This window comes from Sphingomonas bacterium, assembly GCF_903643035.1.
Classification (GTDB): Bacteria; Pseudomonadota; Alphaproteobacteria; order Sphingomonadales; family Sphingomonadaceae; genus Sphingomonas.
The window spans coordinates 1-13,421 of record NZ_CAHJWW010000051.1 but is presented as its reverse complement, the minus strand read 5'-3'; the positions used below and the strand labels follow the sequence as shown (position 1 = coordinate 13,421).

General features: G+C 67.5%; 25 protein-coding genes and 1 pseudogene. 5 read left to right on the top strand and 21 right to left on the bottom strand.

The genetic code is table 11. The annotated features are described in order from the left end of the window. From HUV01_RS05205 to HUV01_RS15440, 19 genes and pseudogenes are all read right to left on the bottom strand, one after another. Nucleotides 1-283, bottom strand: a pseudogene (locus HUV01_RS05205) (DUF1134 domain-containing protein); the annotation flags it as partial. Nucleotides 284-522: 239 nt separating this feature from the next. Continuing rightward, the gene (locus tag HUV01_RS05200) at nucleotides 523-1,494 is read right to left on the bottom strand and encodes a tyrosine-type recombinase/integrase (RefSeq protein ID WP_174297249.1); all 972 of its coding nucleotides are present in this window, start codon (nucleotides 1,492-1,494) and stop codon (nucleotides 523-525) included. A gap of 286 nt (nucleotides 1,495-1,780) precedes the next feature. Further along, entirely contained in the window at nucleotides 1,781-2,353 is a 573-nt protein-coding gene (locus HUV01_RS05195) for a J domain-containing protein (RefSeq protein ID WP_174297248.1), read from the bottom strand. After that, nucleotides 2,350-3,240, bottom strand: a complete 891-nt coding sequence (locus HUV01_RS05190; protein ID WP_174297247.1) for a phage Gp37/Gp68 family protein — start codon at nucleotides 3,238-3,240, stop codon at nucleotides 2,350-2,352. Before HUV01_RS05190 ends, HUV01_RS05195 begins: the two co-directional genes overlap by 4 nt. Then, the gene (locus tag HUV01_RS05185; protein ID WP_174297246.1) at nucleotides 3,233-3,517 is read right to left on the bottom strand and encodes a hypothetical protein; all 285 of its coding nucleotides are present in this window, start codon (nucleotides 3,515-3,517) and stop codon (nucleotides 3,233-3,235) included. The genes HUV01_RS05190 and HUV01_RS05185 overlap by 8 nt, the downstream gene beginning before the upstream one ends. 245 nt (nucleotides 3,518-3,762) lie before the next feature. Continuing rightward, nucleotides 3,763-3,966 carry a hypothetical protein gene (locus tag HUV01_RS05180; RefSeq protein WP_174297245.1) on the bottom strand — a complete coding sequence of 68 codons (204 nt, stop codon included), beginning with the start codon at nucleotides 3,964-3,966 and terminating at the stop codon, nucleotides 3,763-3,765. Then, the gene (locus tag HUV01_RS05175; protein ID WP_174297244.1) at nucleotides 3,966-4,580 is read right to left on the bottom strand and encodes a hypothetical protein; all 615 of its coding nucleotides are present in this window, start codon (nucleotides 4,578-4,580) and stop codon (nucleotides 3,966-3,968) included. The genes HUV01_RS05180 and HUV01_RS05175 overlap by 1 nt, the downstream gene beginning before the upstream one ends. Further along, nucleotides 4,577-5,131 carry a hypothetical protein gene (locus HUV01_RS05170; RefSeq protein ID WP_174297243.1) on the bottom strand — a complete coding sequence of 185 codons (555 nt, stop codon included), beginning with the start codon at nucleotides 5,129-5,131 and terminating at the stop codon, nucleotides 4,577-4,579. Before HUV01_RS05170 ends, HUV01_RS05175 begins: the two co-directional genes overlap by 4 nt. Continuing rightward, nucleotides 5,128-5,403 carry a hypothetical protein gene (locus HUV01_RS05165; protein ID WP_174297242.1) on the bottom strand — a complete coding sequence of 92 codons (276 nt, stop codon included), beginning with the start codon at nucleotides 5,401-5,403 and terminating at the stop codon, nucleotides 5,128-5,130. The genes HUV01_RS05170 and HUV01_RS05165 overlap by 4 nt, the downstream gene beginning before the upstream one ends. Continuing rightward, nucleotides 5,403-5,642, bottom strand: a complete 240-nt coding sequence (locus HUV01_RS05160) for a DUF2312 domain-containing protein (protein ID WP_174297241.1) — start codon at nucleotides 5,640-5,642, stop codon at nucleotides 5,403-5,405. The genes HUV01_RS05165 and HUV01_RS05160 overlap by 1 nt, the downstream gene beginning before the upstream one ends. Next, complete coding sequence (locus tag HUV01_RS05155) at nucleotides 5,639-5,878, bottom strand: hypothetical protein (RefSeq protein ID WP_174297240.1); 240 nt, start codon at nucleotides 5,876-5,878, stop codon at nucleotides 5,639-5,641. The genes HUV01_RS05160 and HUV01_RS05155 overlap by 4 nt, the downstream gene beginning before the upstream one ends. Next, nucleotides 5,875-6,117: an acyl carrier protein gene (locus tag HUV01_RS05150; protein WP_174297239.1), complete on the bottom strand. Its 243-nt coding sequence runs from the start codon at nucleotides 6,115-6,117 to the stop codon at nucleotides 5,875-5,877. The genes HUV01_RS05155 and HUV01_RS05150 overlap by 4 nt, the downstream gene beginning before the upstream one ends. Before the next feature lie 2 nt (nucleotides 6,118-6,119). Further along, complete coding sequence (locus HUV01_RS05145; protein ID WP_174297238.1) at nucleotides 6,120-6,377, bottom strand: hypothetical protein; 258 nt, start codon at nucleotides 6,375-6,377, stop codon at nucleotides 6,120-6,122. After that, nucleotides 6,374-6,544, bottom strand: coding sequence for a hypothetical protein (locus tag HUV01_RS05140; RefSeq protein WP_174297237.1), 171 nt, complete (start codon nucleotides 6,542-6,544; stop codon nucleotides 6,374-6,376). Before HUV01_RS05140 ends, HUV01_RS05145 begins: the two co-directional genes overlap by 4 nt. Then, nucleotides 6,544-6,969, bottom strand: a complete 426-nt coding sequence (locus tag HUV01_RS05135) for a helix-turn-helix domain-containing protein (RefSeq protein ID WP_174297236.1) — start codon at nucleotides 6,967-6,969, stop codon at nucleotides 6,544-6,546. Before HUV01_RS05135 ends, HUV01_RS05140 begins: the two co-directional genes overlap by 1 nt. Then, a complete protein-coding gene (locus HUV01_RS05130; RefSeq protein WP_174297235.1) occupies nucleotides 6,966-7,142 on the bottom strand; it encodes a hypothetical protein in 177 nt (58 codons plus the stop codon). The genes HUV01_RS05135 and HUV01_RS05130 overlap by 4 nt, the downstream gene beginning before the upstream one ends. An 86-nt stretch (nucleotides 7,143-7,228) precedes the next feature. Further along, complete coding sequence (locus HUV01_RS05125; RefSeq protein WP_174297234.1) at nucleotides 7,229-7,588, bottom strand: ogr/Delta-like zinc finger family protein; 360 nt, start codon at nucleotides 7,586-7,588, stop codon at nucleotides 7,229-7,231. Beyond that, nucleotides 7,585-8,079 carry a hypothetical protein gene (locus HUV01_RS05120; protein ID WP_174297233.1) on the bottom strand — a complete coding sequence of 165 codons (495 nt, stop codon included), beginning with the start codon at nucleotides 8,077-8,079 and terminating at the stop codon, nucleotides 7,585-7,587. Before HUV01_RS05120 ends, HUV01_RS05125 begins: the two co-directional genes overlap by 4 nt. A gap of 217 nt (nucleotides 8,080-8,296) precedes the next feature. Continuing rightward, the gene (locus HUV01_RS15440) at nucleotides 8,297-8,728 is read right to left on the bottom strand and encodes a transcriptional regulator (protein ID WP_174297250.1); all 432 of its coding nucleotides are present in this window, start codon (nucleotides 8,726-8,728) and stop codon (nucleotides 8,297-8,299) included. Nucleotides 8,729-8,838: 110 nt separating this feature from the next. Here HUV01_RS15440 and HUV01_RS05110 point away from each other — a divergent pair, with 110 nt between their 5' ends. Then, on the top strand, nucleotides 8,839-9,324 hold the full coding sequence (locus tag HUV01_RS05110) for a helix-turn-helix domain-containing protein (RefSeq protein ID WP_174297232.1): 486 nt from the start codon (nucleotides 8,839-8,841) through the stop codon (nucleotides 9,322-9,324). 157 nt (nucleotides 9,325-9,481) lie between these two features. Continuing rightward, complete coding sequence (locus HUV01_RS05105; RefSeq protein ID WP_174297231.1) at nucleotides 9,482-9,958, top strand: hypothetical protein; 477 nt, start codon at nucleotides 9,482-9,484, stop codon at nucleotides 9,956-9,958. 199 nt (nucleotides 9,959-10,157) lie between these two features. On the opposite strand, the gene HUV01_RS05100 is transcribed toward HUV01_RS05105, so the two are convergent. Next, complete coding sequence (locus HUV01_RS05100) at nucleotides 10,158-11,288, bottom strand: acyltransferase family protein (protein WP_174297230.1); 1,131 nt, start codon at nucleotides 11,286-11,288, stop codon at nucleotides 10,158-10,160. Between the two features lie 253 nt (nucleotides 11,289-11,541). Beyond that, entirely contained in the window at nucleotides 11,542-12,126 is a 585-nt protein-coding gene (locus tag HUV01_RS05095) for an SGNH/GDSL hydrolase family protein (protein ID WP_254606394.1), read from the bottom strand. Here HUV01_RS05095 and HUV01_RS14905 point away from each other — a divergent pair. From HUV01_RS14905 to HUV01_RS05085, 3 genes are all read left to right on the top strand, one after another. Beyond that, nucleotides 12,086-12,313, top strand: a complete 228-nt coding sequence (locus tag HUV01_RS14905; RefSeq protein WP_217430914.1) for a hypothetical protein — start codon at nucleotides 12,086-12,088, stop codon at nucleotides 12,311-12,313. The genes HUV01_RS05095 and HUV01_RS14905 overlap by 41 nt on opposite strands. Nucleotides 12,314-12,619: 306 nt before the next feature. Further along, nucleotides 12,620-13,081 (top strand): hypothetical protein, encoded by a 462-nt coding sequence (locus HUV01_RS05090; protein WP_174297228.1) that lies wholly within the window; start codon nucleotides 12,620-12,622, stop codon nucleotides 13,079-13,081. Nucleotides 13,082-13,136: 55 nt separating this feature from the next. Beyond that, nucleotides 13,137-13,421 (top strand): hypothetical protein (locus HUV01_RS05085; RefSeq protein WP_174297227.1); only part of this gene is annotated, 285 nt, incomplete at its 3' end.

The following is a 13,421-nucleotide window of genomic DNA, read 5'->3' as shown; positions in this document are numbered from 1 at the left end:
TCTCGGACAGGTCCGCCTGGCCGGCGGTCGGCGGGCCGGCGTTGATGGCAGTGTCGGCCCCGGTATCGGCCCCGATATCGGCCGCAGTGTCGGTCGCAGTGCCGGCCGGCCGTGCCGAACGGGCACGCGCGGCGGAAGCGGTGCGGGTAGTGGCCGTCGACCTCGCGGGCGACAGGTCGCGATCGATCGCCTGGTTGGGATCGACGGTACGCACCTGCGCGACCGCAGGCCCCATGGCGCTCGCGAGCACCGCTGCCACCGCGATCATTCCACCCCTGCGCATCCCGATCGCTCCCGCCCTTGCGGGATAAGGTTAGCCTGTCGGCGGCTTGCCCGGCAATGAACGGATGACGACCCGCGTCGATTATGCGCCAGGAGGCTGATTGATCCCGGCCGCCGGCGCCGCTATACCGCCGCTGCCGTTCCCGGAGACGTGGGTGAGTGGCTGAAACCAGCGGTTTGCTAAGTCTCCCGCCCGCACATTCGCCAGCATCGCAATAACGGCAGAAATCCTAGGGCTTTTCACGCGCGCTCGGCTCCGAACCGCTGTTGGTGTGCCCCGCGCTGTGCCACCGACGATTTTGCGGCACGCGCCTGCTCAGGCGTGAGGAAGGCGAGATAGCCCTCGGTCGTCGAGATGTGGGTGTGTCCCATCTCGCCCTGGAGATCATAGATCGATCCGCGACCGCGTCGCAGGTACTCCACCGCGAAGAGGTGGCGGAAGTCGTGGTGGCTGAAGCCCTGGAACTCGACGCCGTCCCGTGTCGCTTTCTGTGCCGCCCGTCGGCACGCGCCGGTGATGCGCGACGAGACCTCTTTCAGCCGCTCGCCCTTGTCCTGCCAGAAGACCCACGGCTTGCCGATGTAGCGTGGCTGGCGATCGATGATCTGCTCGGCGGTCGCCGTCAGCGGCACCGTGCGGACCTTGTCGCCCTTGCCCTCTTCGACCGTGATCGTGCGCTCGGTCCGGTCGACGGCCGCGTGCTTCATGCTGCTCGCCTCGTCGAGGCGCAGCCCGGTCTCGCGGGTGAAGTCGCACACGTCGCGGATGCGATCAGCAAGGCGCGGGAAGACGATCGCCATCATGTCCTCGCGCGGCAGCACGATGCGGACCTGCCGCTCCGGCACCACGCGCCGGCGATTGATCCCCTCGGATGGATTCTCCGAGATCCAGCCCTCGTCGACGGCGTGATTGAGCACGCTACTGACCGCGGTCAGGTCGCGACGGACCGTCGCATTCTTCACGCCGGCGCGCTTCCGCGCCTTGATCAGCTCCTTCAGGACGTCGGTCGTGATCTCCTGGATCGACAGGCTGTCGAGATGCGCGCGGACCTGCCGCAGGCTCGATAGGTACCGGACATAGCTGCGATCGCCGAGCGCACGCTGCGCCTCCGGGCTCCAGCTGACGACCGCGTCGAGCCAGCTGACCGGGCCGGCGATGCCGTACACGACCTGATCCTCTATTTCTTCGCGGCGGGCGGCTAGTCTTTTCACCGCGATCCGCTCAGAACGCGTTCGTAGGCTTTCGCGGTATTCGACTTGGCGAACCTTGAACCTCGCCCAGTATATTCCTGAGCGGACATAAAGGTTTTTCGGCATATTGGCCTCGCTGTTGTGCGTGTGACCCAAGCGCGGAGGTCGGCGACGACGAAAAGCCACCGACCCGCCGGCTTGCTCGCGCCAGGGATGGAAGGCGCGAGCGCCTGGAGGGTGCGGCGGGGCATCCCGGTGATCAAGGCGGCCTCGGCGATGCCGACCCGCTCGGGCGCGCGACTCGCCGTCATGATGCTGCTGCCTTGGCCGCTTCATATGCGGCGACCAGCGCGTCCCAGGCGGCGCGATCGCCGCCGACGTTGGGGTGGGCGCTTCTAGCGGCGGCCCGGTACGCCGCCTTGATCTGGACGAGGCTCGGCCGCGCGCCGGCCTCGAAGCGGAGCGCCTTGCGCCAGTCGTCGGCGACTGGCGCCGGCAGGGCGACGAAGCCCTTGAAGGTCTGACGGACGATGTGGAGGCCGCCGTGGCGCATCTCCGTCCGGCGCGCCTCCAGGATGTGGTGGATCGCCTGAAGATTGTCCTGGACCTTGGGGTAGCGGTCGACCGCGATGCACCGCTGCGCGCCGTCCCATGTGAACCAGGCCGCCACCCCGGTATCCGCAGGGGCGGCGGCGCCGAGCGTCACATTCGACGAGAGCACGATCCCGCTGGCGGCCGTGCCGGTGTCGCGGCCGAAGGCCTCGATCGATCGGCGGACGTTTTCCAGCGCGCCGGCGAGAGGCGTCTTGAAAGCGGACGTAGCGCGGTGCTGCGTCCGCGCCAGGCCTTCGGGCCAGCTGAGCGGATAGGCGGTGGTCACGCCGGCCGCCCATCGTGCGTGACGCTGTCGAGCAGGCGGCCGGCGGCCTTCTTGCCGATGCGCTCAAAGGTGACTGGCTCAAGCTCGGCTGGCACCGCCTCGCCGTTCTTCCACACGGCGTTTGGCGCAGGATGGGCGATGAACTCGCCCCATTGCTTGAAAAATAAGGGCACGCCCACCGACGCGCACTGATCGCGCAGGCTGCGCACCCAACCGGGATGCATTGGCCGGGCGCCGGGGCCGCTCTCACCGCCGACGATGATCCAGTCGAGCCGCGGGCCAGCACCCTGCATCGGCATGGCGAGGCCATGTGCGCCGGTGAGCGCGTTAATATTGGTGAGGCCGGCGTAGTGCAGCATGGTGAGGTCGACCGGCCCCAGCAGCGGCTCCATGCTGAGGAACCTGATCCGCGGACCATCAGTCGACAGCAGCTTTGGCGCGTCGCGATCGGCCTCGGCTTGGCTGACTATCGTCGCACCGAGCCAGACGTTCGCGGGCCAGCCGCCGGCGACCTCCGCCATGCGCGCGGCATTGCCGATACGCTTCGTCACCAGCAGCCAGTCGAGGTTGGGCGTTTCGCGGATGAGCCGGAAGAGGTCAGCGCGCCACTCGGCCGACACCTCGTTGTCGAAGACGTCGGCGAGCGAGCTGCAGAACACCCGCTCGCGCACGCCGGCGGCGGCCGCGCGGCGGTTCCAGCGGCGGGGCTGGTTCCACGTCGACGCGGCGGTGCGCCGGCGCTGCGCGCCCGGACCCCACGGAACGCCCAGACGCGTGGTCGCCAGCACCTCGGCGTAGCAGTGGTCGCAACCCGGGCCGATCTTGGTGCAGCCGATCCACCCGTTGAAGGTGTGGTCGGTCCACTCGATGGCGCTGCGCTCAGCCACAATGCGGCATCCCGGTTCCGGCGAGCGCATCGATGCCGGCGAGGTGGACCTTGGCCCGCTGCATCCAGAAATCGATCAGCGCATCACCCTTCGACCAGGTGCATGTCACCTGCGTGCCGGCGATACGCCGGCGATTGGTCTGTGCGCCGGTGTCGAAGCGACCTCGGTGCTCCGCCACGAGGCGGCGGATAATGATGGCGGCCTCGGTGCCGGCCCGCCTCTGATCGACGATGAAGTCGACGGCGGCGACCAGCCGCTGCCTGCGTGTCGTCTTCATGCTCATGGTGTGGGCGTCTCCGGCTGCGGCCGCGAGCGCATGCGTCTCGACTGGGCGGCCATGGGTGCGCTCACGCCGGCGGGTCGAACCGCCGGCGCGTCGGGATTGGTGAGGGGGAGCGACACCGGCCGCTCCCCCGAGCTGATGAGTGCCAGCTGACACCCCTCGCGCGGATGCGCGCGGTCGAGCGCCCGGCACTCGGGGCAGGTGCAGATCATGGCGGGGGAGGGGGCAGCGTCATCGCCTCAGAAGTCCGGCTTGGGGCGCCGCGGGATGCGGTGCAGATCGTCCGATAGGCAGAGCATCGGGCCGGCAGCGTCGAAGCTCACGGCCGAACAGACTCGCCGGGCTGAGAGCACGTCACCATGCTTGCCACGCGGGCCACACTTGCCAAGGAAGACGACGCGGTCGCCGGGTTCGATGTGCCGCGCGGGCGTGGTCTCGCCCATCAGCCCGGGTTCCCCATGACGGGCGACAGCCAGCGGATTGACGTCGGGCGATCATGGATCCCCGTCCAGACGATCCAGCAATAGTCCGTCGTCCCGGTGTTGAAGGCGCGCTTGCCTAGCTCGGCGATCATGGCGCCCGGCGGCATCGAAGGTCGGCGCGACAGAATCAGCACATCGCTGGGCGGGAAGGCGGTGAAGAGCGCGTGCCGGCCGGCGCTGGCGAGGAAGCTCAGCTGCTGGAGGATCGCGACGCGGTGCGGCTCGAACGACAGCGCGTGGCGGATTATAGGCTCCGCCAGCTTGAACGGCGGGTTCGTTACGATTGACGTGCTGCTGTCGATCCACAGCCCGCTCGATGGCGACAGGAAGTCGTGCTCGTCGGTGCCAAGATAGCCTCGATCGACAATGTCAGACGCGCGGACGGCGCGGCCTCGATCGAGAAAGACGTCCGGGATCGTGCCGCACCCGCAGCACGGGTCCCAGATCCGATCGCCGGTGAAGTCGATCGCGTCAGCGAGCTGCTCCACGCACCAGCGCGGCTCGACGTACCAATCCTCGGCTGCGCGCTGGTACGCGCCCTGCCGGAAATTGCGGGCGACGTTGCTGGTGCTCATGCCGACCCGCTCCCCGTCACGACCCGCCGGCCGCTGAACGTCGGCTCCGGAAAGGTGACGAGCTGGCTCATCTCCACCACGCGCACGTCGTCGACCAGCTGCGACGGCAGGACGCGGGCGGGCACGACCGTGACGTCCAGCAGGTAGAGCGCCATCATCCGGTGGTGGCCGTCGACCAGCAGCGTCGTCAGCGTCGATGGACCCGTCCGGTCCAGCACCATAGAGACGAAGGACAGCGGCGGCATCGTCGCAAGGCCCTGCGCGGCGTAGCGGTGCGCGCGATCGGGATCGGGATCGCCGACGCGCGCCATGCCGAGCATCTTCTCGATCGGCACCGGCAGGTGGTGCACGGGCGCGTCGAAGGCGTCGAGGATGCGATTGATGCGGTCGACGTTCCAGTGACCCAGCGTGTCGCCGCCGAAGACCACGCCCATGTCGCCCGGCGTGTCGCTGGCGTGGCGCAGGACCGTGCCGCGCTCAGCCGACATGCGGACCCGCCCGTCCTGAACCTCGACGCGGCTCGAGCGGGCGAAGCGGTGGCGCGCGCTCATGCCCGCGCGCTCCCGTCCGCTCGGGCCGGCGCGCGACGCTCCTGCCACTCGGCGAAGGCCGTCGCATGCGCGCGGCACAGGTCCTTGCTCACGGCCGGCGACGTCGCGCAGCGCGTGCAGATCGGCGCGTCGCAGGTGCCGCTCTTCTTCGCGGGCACCTTCCAGTCGCAGAGCAGGCTCGCCCAATTCCCGCACGCGCAGCGCTGGCGACGGCGCGAGCCGCACACGATCGCCCGCTCGCCGCCGGGGAGGCTGATGACGTCGCAGCCCATCACTGAAGCCCCAGCGCGGTGCGGTACGTCTCGAGCAGCGCGTCCGCCTCATCACGGTGATGCTTCTCCATGCGGCGCAGGCGGACGATCGAGCGCATCGTCTTGACGTCGAACCCGGTCGACTTCGCCTCGCCGTAGGTGTCCTTGATGTCGTCCTGCAGGCCGCGCTTCTCTTCCTCCAGCCGCTCGACCCGCTCGATGAACTGGCGCAGCTGCTCGGCGGAGACGTTGTCGGTCATGACGCGGGGCCCGGCACGTAAAAGACGGTCTGGCCGGGGCAGGTGTCGATCTTGCGCACCCCGTCACGGACGTACCCGTAGGCGCGAAGGAAGGCAGCGAGCGTAGGGCCGCCGAAATCGATGCTAGTCCGGTCGCGGACATACGATCGCAGGTCGGCCATCGGGACGATGGGGCCGTGCTGGGCGATGTAGGCTCGGACCGCGTCGCGCCCCTTGTTCTTGTCGACCTCGCTCATGCCGGCACCCGCTTGCGCTCGACCAGCGCGATCAGGTCGCCGAAGGTCGCGAGCGCCTCGACCTCCTCGTCCGTGATCGTCACGCGGCAGTCGTCCTCGGCGCAGGCCAGGACCTCGATCATGTCGAGGCTGTCGGCGCCGAGCGTCGCCATCGTGGCGGCGTCGGTGACGTCGCCGGCGGCGCAGCCGAGCGCGTCGACGACGAGGTCGACCAGCTGGTCGCGGGTGGTCGCGGCCATCGTCAGCGGCCCAGCAGGTGCGACGCGGCGGCGGCGATCGCGCGCCACGCGCCGTGCGGGTCGAGCGCGAAGGCGATCGCATTGCCGGTCAGGCAGCCGGCGAGGCCCCAGCGAGCGGCGATGGAAAGCGACATCGAGCGGCGGTCGCCGGGCGCGTGCGGCATGCAGGCGGCGCAGTCGCAGTGCTCGAGATGGATGAGCACCATCTCGCGGGGCCGCTCGCGGTCGTGGATGCGGGAGGACATGGGACGGGAGATCATCGGCGATCGCTCCGGACAGAGAGGACGAGGAAGACGAGGGCGACGACGCCGGCGGCGCAGAAGCCGAGCGCCAGGCGCGGGTGACGGAGGAGCGCGAGCACGGTCGCCGCCATGCCGGCGAAAGCCGCGACGTTGAGCCAGCGCTGCTCGGGCGGGACGCGGCGCATCAGGCGGCGCCCGGCGCGTCGAGATACGCGGGCCGGATCGAGGCGACATAGGCGTCCAGCCGCTCGGGCGGGTCGGCCTGGAAGCAGGCGTGGCACAGCTCCTGGATCGGGTCGCCCTGATTGCCGGCGCGCCAGCTGCCGCACAGTCGGCACAGGCACGGCTCGGGCAGGTCCTGCCGCTGCGCCAGCGCCTCCAGCCGGGCCAGCACCTGGACGTCGAAGGGGTAGATCGCGCGCAGCGCCATGATCGTCGACAGCGTCATCGGCTGCGCGTCCGCCTCGATCAGCTCCAGCTGCTCGACGCGCAGGTGCTCGGCCGTCGCGGGGTCGGTCGGCAGCCGCGCGGCGACATCCGCGACCGACAGGCCGGCGGCGCAGCGGCGCAGCTTGATGTACGCGCCTGGCGTGATCGGCAAAGGTGTCATCGGTCGAACCGCAGGACGGCAGCGTGGCTTGCCATGACGCGCCGCAGCTCGCCGCGAGCGGCGAGCAGGCGACCGACGACGCCATCGAGACGCGGGTCGGCGAGGAAGTCGACGCGCCGCTGGAGGTCGGCGAGATCGTCAGCGATCTTGGACAATGTGGCTGTATCGGACACGGCATTCTCCGGGCAGCAGGCTTCGGCTCCCGGCCAGGGAGGTCGGCGGGATCGGCTGGGATTAGGAAAGGCGGCGGCGGCGGGCGTCAGCCGGTGGAGGCGATCACCTCGTCATTGGCCGCCGGCACCTCCGGGCCGGCGGGAGAGATGGAGCGCGCGGGCTGGTCGTCATTCGCGGGTGCCGGCCGGCGCCGCGGCGGCGCCTGCCGCAGTCGGACGGCTGGGTCGGGCCGCGCGCTGGGCGAGATCGCGTGCGTGATCGACATCTCCGCGCCGCAGGTGAAGCCGCATTCCGGATTGAAGCAGGCGAGCACGAATTGCCGATAGGTGGTGGTCACGGTCCGGCTGGTGCGGATGCGCAGCGCGCCGCGGCAGTGCGGGCAGGCGAGCGTGGCGCGCTTGCCCTGATCGTCCTTCCGCCTAGCGTCGTCGATGGGCTTGCTCATGATGGAGCTCCCCTGGATCCCTCGCCGGTGATGCCGATAGGCCCCGCGCCTTGGGTCAGCAGCGGGAGGGTCTGGGAGAGCTCCTCGATCGCCTCGCGGACTTCGCGCGCGGCGACGCTGCGATCCTCCTGCGTGGCGTCGGGGCGGGACGCGAGGACGATGGCTGCATTCGCTTCGCCACCCTCCTTGATGCAGCGGACGGCGCGCTGCGCGAGCTCGTCGGCGGTCGGGTAGAGGTCGGTGCAGGCGGCCTCGACCAGATAGCCGAAAGCCTCGTGCAGCGGCGCGCCCTTGCCGCCCGCGCGACGATAGGCCGCGTCGAGAAGGATCGCGTGGTGGAGCGTCGGGCCGATCTGGCGGTCGGGCTCCGACCAGGCGCGGACGGTGCGGGCGTCGCGGGAGACGATGCGGCCCATCTCGGGCCAGTCCAGGATCCCGGAGATGCGGCATAGCGCCCGCTCGATTGAGACGGGATGGCGCGCCTTCGTCATGCGCCGATGCTCGAAAAGGTGGCGGGCTGCCGCGGGGAGAGACGCGGCGCGGACCGCGCGCCCGGCCAGGCGGCGCGGCCCCGGACGGCCCGCCGGCGCCCGAGCGGAAAAGCGACAATCGCCAAAGTCGATCGAACACGACGATCGCGCCGGCCGAGCGGTACACGCGCGGTCACAGAGGGCGATCGATGGCGAGAGAAGGCGGTGCAGGGAGCGATCACCGGACGGCGACACAGGCACGGTCATCCGTCCCGGATGGCCCGGATGCGGCGGCTGATTCGGTCGAGGTCGTCGAGCAATCCCTTGAGCTCGGCCGATGACTCGCCGGGCTTACCACTTTCGGTATCGCCGGGGCTGCCAGCGGCCGGGGTGCCGTCTGGTCGGTGCCGCGGGGTCGGTGGAGGAAAGGGAGCGGGGTCGGCTCGGGCTCTTGGACGTGATCGGGCGCGGTGGCCACGTCGTCGCGCGGGTAGATGTTCGGCCGCAGCTCGTGGCGGCTGATGCCGGTCGCGGCCTCGACAGCGAGGACGTGCTCGGCTTGGACCGGCTTGCCTTCTCTCAGCGATTGCCACACCCACGTCTGGCTGCGCCCGACCAGGCGACCATACGCCGATTGCGATCCTACCGCGCGGACTGCGCGGGCAAGCATCGAATCGAGGTCATGCTCCAGAGCCATGTGCTCACCTATTGGAACTCCAATATCTATTGCAAGCGGAAATCGCGGGTAGCGTGCTATTGGGGTGCGAATAGATCGGTTGAATGAATGTCGGCGCGCGCCTGAAGGATCGTCTTGCCGAGATTGGGATGAGCCAATCGGAGCTGGCGCGTCGTGTTCGCGTCAATCAGAGTACGATTGCGGGACTAGTCGCGGGCCGATCGCGCTCATCGGCTCACCTGCATTTGATTGCCCGCGAGCTTGCGACGACCCCAGAGTATCTCACTGGCGAAACCGACGATCCCGACGAGGGCGCCCCACCTCCCGCGCCAGCGCCGCGCCACCAGCAAGTCCTGCTGTCAGTCACGCTGCCATCCGAGGCGGCGCTGGCGGCGGCATTTCAGGGGGTGCTGAGGGCATCTCAGAAGATGGACGAGGCCGGGCTTGCTCGTGAGCTCGCCAAGCGTCTGCCCACAGTCCTTCGGATATCTGCCAGTGCAATCGTCGAGCCGGCGTCGACGAGAGACGATGATCTTCCCGAGCCCGATGCGCCTCCAGCCGACGCTCCTCGCGCACGGCGGCGAGCATAGCGCACATGATCTCACATCTTTCACACCCGTACCCGCATCCCGGCGAGCCCCGCACCAGACCTTCGCTCACGCCGACACGTACCCCCGTTCTCCTTGTGTTCTTATGGCGTCGGCAGAGGCATCGCAACCGCTCGACGACGCGACGTGACAGTCGGGTATGGTAAGGTCCCTAGATGGCACGATTTTCCTTCAGGCACTCACCCTGGCGGGCGAGGACGCAAAAGTGATGACATGGGTGTGGTTCGGGCTCTTTGTTCTGACGCTGGTTCTCAGCATCGGCATGTACGATCGCATCCGCGAGCTGGAGGACCGGCTCGGCTTGTCAGGTCCGGATCGGTACACACGTCCTAAGCAACTGAAGTCGACGCCCCCGGCCGTCGGCCGCGAGCCGACCTCGTCACGGGTAGCGTATAGCTCGTCGCTGAAGCCTCGATCACAGCATCGCGGACGATGGTCCGAAGGCGAGACCGGGCCAACTGCGGTCTTCACCTATGTGGACCTGGACGGTGTCGTGACCGATCGCGACGTCCGCAACTGGCGCAGCGATGGGCCGCACATCAACGCCTATTGCCTGCTGCGGCGTGCGAGGCGCACCTTCCACAAGGACCGGATAGGGGATTGGGCTGCAGGCTGACATCCAGCGACATTCGGGGAGCTGAAGCACTCTCGCGTAATCGGCACGGCGAGATAAGCCTTTGGAAATGCTGACCGAGACCTTGAATCCGTCGATCGACACGGTCGCCAAGGTGCTCGACACGCTCGGCTTGCGCCTTGAGGTGGTGGCGCGGAAGTCGACCCGAGCCTGATCGTGCGGAGTAGCGTATCCGCCAGCGCTACTCGGCTGCCACGATCGCGCGGGACTGAGCCTTATTAGGATCGGCTATCCGCTTGCCGGGCGAGGATCTGAGCTTCTTTCCATTGAATAGCAGTGACAGCACGGCTGACCGGGCGATTACGTATTCATGGATAGCGAAGCTGACCACGATGGATGTCGCGAACAGCATGGCATAGAAAGCATAGGGGTCGAACGTCAGCGTCGTGCAAGCCGTAATCATCGTCGATATTACAAGTATGACGGGGAAGTGAAACAGGTAGATGGAGTAAGCTGACCTGCTAAGCGGCAGAAGCAATCTCGGCATCGACTTGATGCGCAACGCAATACCGAGCAGCGACAGGCTCATCCAGACTTGCGAACACGAGTTAAGCGCGTTCATCGCGACCTTTATCCCACTCGCGTGATGGTCGACCAGCGCGTCATGGAAGACAGCAAAAAGGGCTACGTCCGTCAGCAAGACGACGACACCGATCGCGATCGTCGCGGACCTGATCGCTAGATCGCGACAGGACGGGGATCGGGCGATAAAAAAGCCAAGCGCATAATATACGACAAACTGCGGCGTGACGAGCAAAGAGACGTACACCAGGATACTGACCCTGTATCCGTGATCGGCCGTTTCCTTGATGAGGAACGCCTCGCCAAGATTGATGACGATGCTGACGACCATTATACAGACAAGGAACGTCCACGGCCTGAAGTCCGCCAGATCCGCTAACTTGCTATTGAGCAGTGAATAGTCGAGCAGGAAGAAGATCGGCGACACGATGGCGAGCGAGATCAAGAACCACAGGTGTCCAGGGAAGATAAAACCGGTGTCGAGTTGGGGTTCGATCGCTTTCAGACCATATGACAGCAAGATCATGATGAAGCCGAGGCTGTAGAGCGGAAGCAGCAGCTGCCGCATCCGGTCCTTGAGCCATCGCTCCCTGGACTGCCGGCTGGCAGCTAGAAATCCTGCGATGGCAAAGAACGTCGCCATGCGAAAGCCAAGACTACCGTGCTGGATCGTGTCCAGGACGATAGTGGTATGTCCCGGTATGATGCTGTGGACGAGCGGCCCTCCGATCAGGAGCAGGGCTCGCACTGCATCAAGCCCCAAGACTCTGTCGCTCTTGCCCATCAGCATCAAGAACTCTCGCTTCTACTTCTATAGCATTAACCTTGACTGCGGTCGCAAAGGCCTAAGTCTTGACGAGAGGTATAGCACGACTGACATAAATAAGTAATGCATTTTAGCGTAGATGTAGCACGCTAGGACAGACTCTTGGATATGCGTCTCAAATTCGCTTGTACGCATGTCCCAGCGGCTCGCGCGCAGCTCGCGGCCGGGGTCGCCACCGCCGCGATCGCGACGGGGCAGCCCGGCCTATCGCCCTGGTCTATCGCGACGTGCGCGCCAGCGTCAGCTCCGCCATCACCTGGCCCATGCAATGGTACGTGAAGTCGTCCGGGTGGAAGCTGTCGCTGGCCAGGATATCGGCGTATTTATAGGTGCCGGTGTCGACCCAGCTCTTCATCAATCCATAGCGATCGAAGATCGGGATGTTCTGCTCGGCGGAGACCGTCTCCATTGCGTCCACATAGCGACTATAGATCGCAGGCTCGGTGGCATAATGCTGGCCGTTCATCAGTACGACCTGCGCGACCCCTTTGAGCTGCGAGACCACGGACCGCAGGCGATCGGTGTACGCTTGTAGATCGGAGTCCAGCGGACTGGCGGCGTCATTGGTGCCGGCTTGGAGGATAACGAGTCGCGGGTGCAGGTCGATGACGTCGGTCTGCAAGCGCGACTGCGTCCCCCTCAGATCGTCGCCGTCGCGCCCCTTATTGTAGACCGTGAAGGCGGCTACCTCGGGGTGGGCCGCGAGCAAGCCGCGCATGACACTGGGATAATCCGCGCCTGGGCTGGCGTAGGCGCCGGCCGTGCTGCTCGATCCGATCGCGACGATTGCGACCGTCCCCACCGCCGGCACGATCGTGATGGTCGAGGCGCGTCGCACCGTGTCGGCGACGGTGCAGGTCAGCGCCCGAGTGGCGGCAACGGGCGTCGGGGTAGGCGTGGGCGTCGGGGTAGGCGTGGGAGTCGGCGTCGGCGTCGGCGCGGGCACGGGCGCGACCGCGATCGTCTCGGGCGAGCTGGTCGCGCGCTGATCATCGCCGCCGCAGCTGGTCGCGAGCATGGTGATCGCCAGTGCGGCTGAGGCTCGCAGGCGCCGTCGCGCGATCGATCCGCGAATCGACTTACCTGGCTTAGTAATATGCATCAGCTTCCCCCTGAGGGCGCGCTTGTGTCAGCGCCCCGGAAATCGATCAAGGCGGGCGCGTCTTTCTCAACCGAGGTGCTCGGGATTATCCATCAAGCCCCTTGACGCTATACGGCACAGCCCGTATAGGTTGTCCATCGGCAGCGAGCCGGTCGGGGCGCCCCTCTCCGAAAATGTGGGCAGGAGACTACCGATGGCCACCACGCTCCCCCTCCTCGACATCACGAAGACGGACAGCCGCAAGGACGGCGCGATCTCCTGGGCGCGCGTCCGGGTGCTGCTCGACGGCGTCGAGCGCGGCGCCGACTTCCGCGCCCGCCTAGGCGAGGAGCCGGTCGTGATCGACGGCGACACCATCACCGTCTCCGACGCCCAGATCGACGCGATCCGCGTCGGCGACGCCTGGCACGCCGCCGACATGGCCAAGCGGGCCGCGCAGGACGCCGGCAAGCTCGATGCCGAGATCGCCAAGCTCGACGCCTTCCTCACCGCCAGGAATGCATCGCCCGCCGCCGCCGAGGAGCTGCGCGGCTTCATCCGCGCCAATGCCGACCTCGCGATCAGCCTCCACGCCACCGGCTGCAATCCCCGCGCCGAGCGCTTCGTCGCCGAGCGCCGTTCGATGATGATCCGCCACGGCCTCATCGCCGGCTGACACCCGCTCCGGCGGGCACCGGCCCGCCGGTCCCCCCGCGACGAACGGATCGACGATGACCTGCCCCACCATCCTGCTCCAGCCCATCATCCGCGTCACCGAGGCCGAGCCCTACGGCACCGTCACGACGCATTGGGACGAGCCCGCCACCCACTATGCCCTCGTCATGCTCGGTGGCGGCGATGTCCGCGTCGCGGACTTCGACGAGGACGGCCGGCCGACCGACAAGCGGTGCGACCTGCGCCTTCGCATCGCCGATGCGATCGTGGACTTCGCGGGGCTCGGCGCGGAGGCGCGCGAGGCGATCGCCAGCGCGGCGATCCACCCGGCCGGCGGCCAG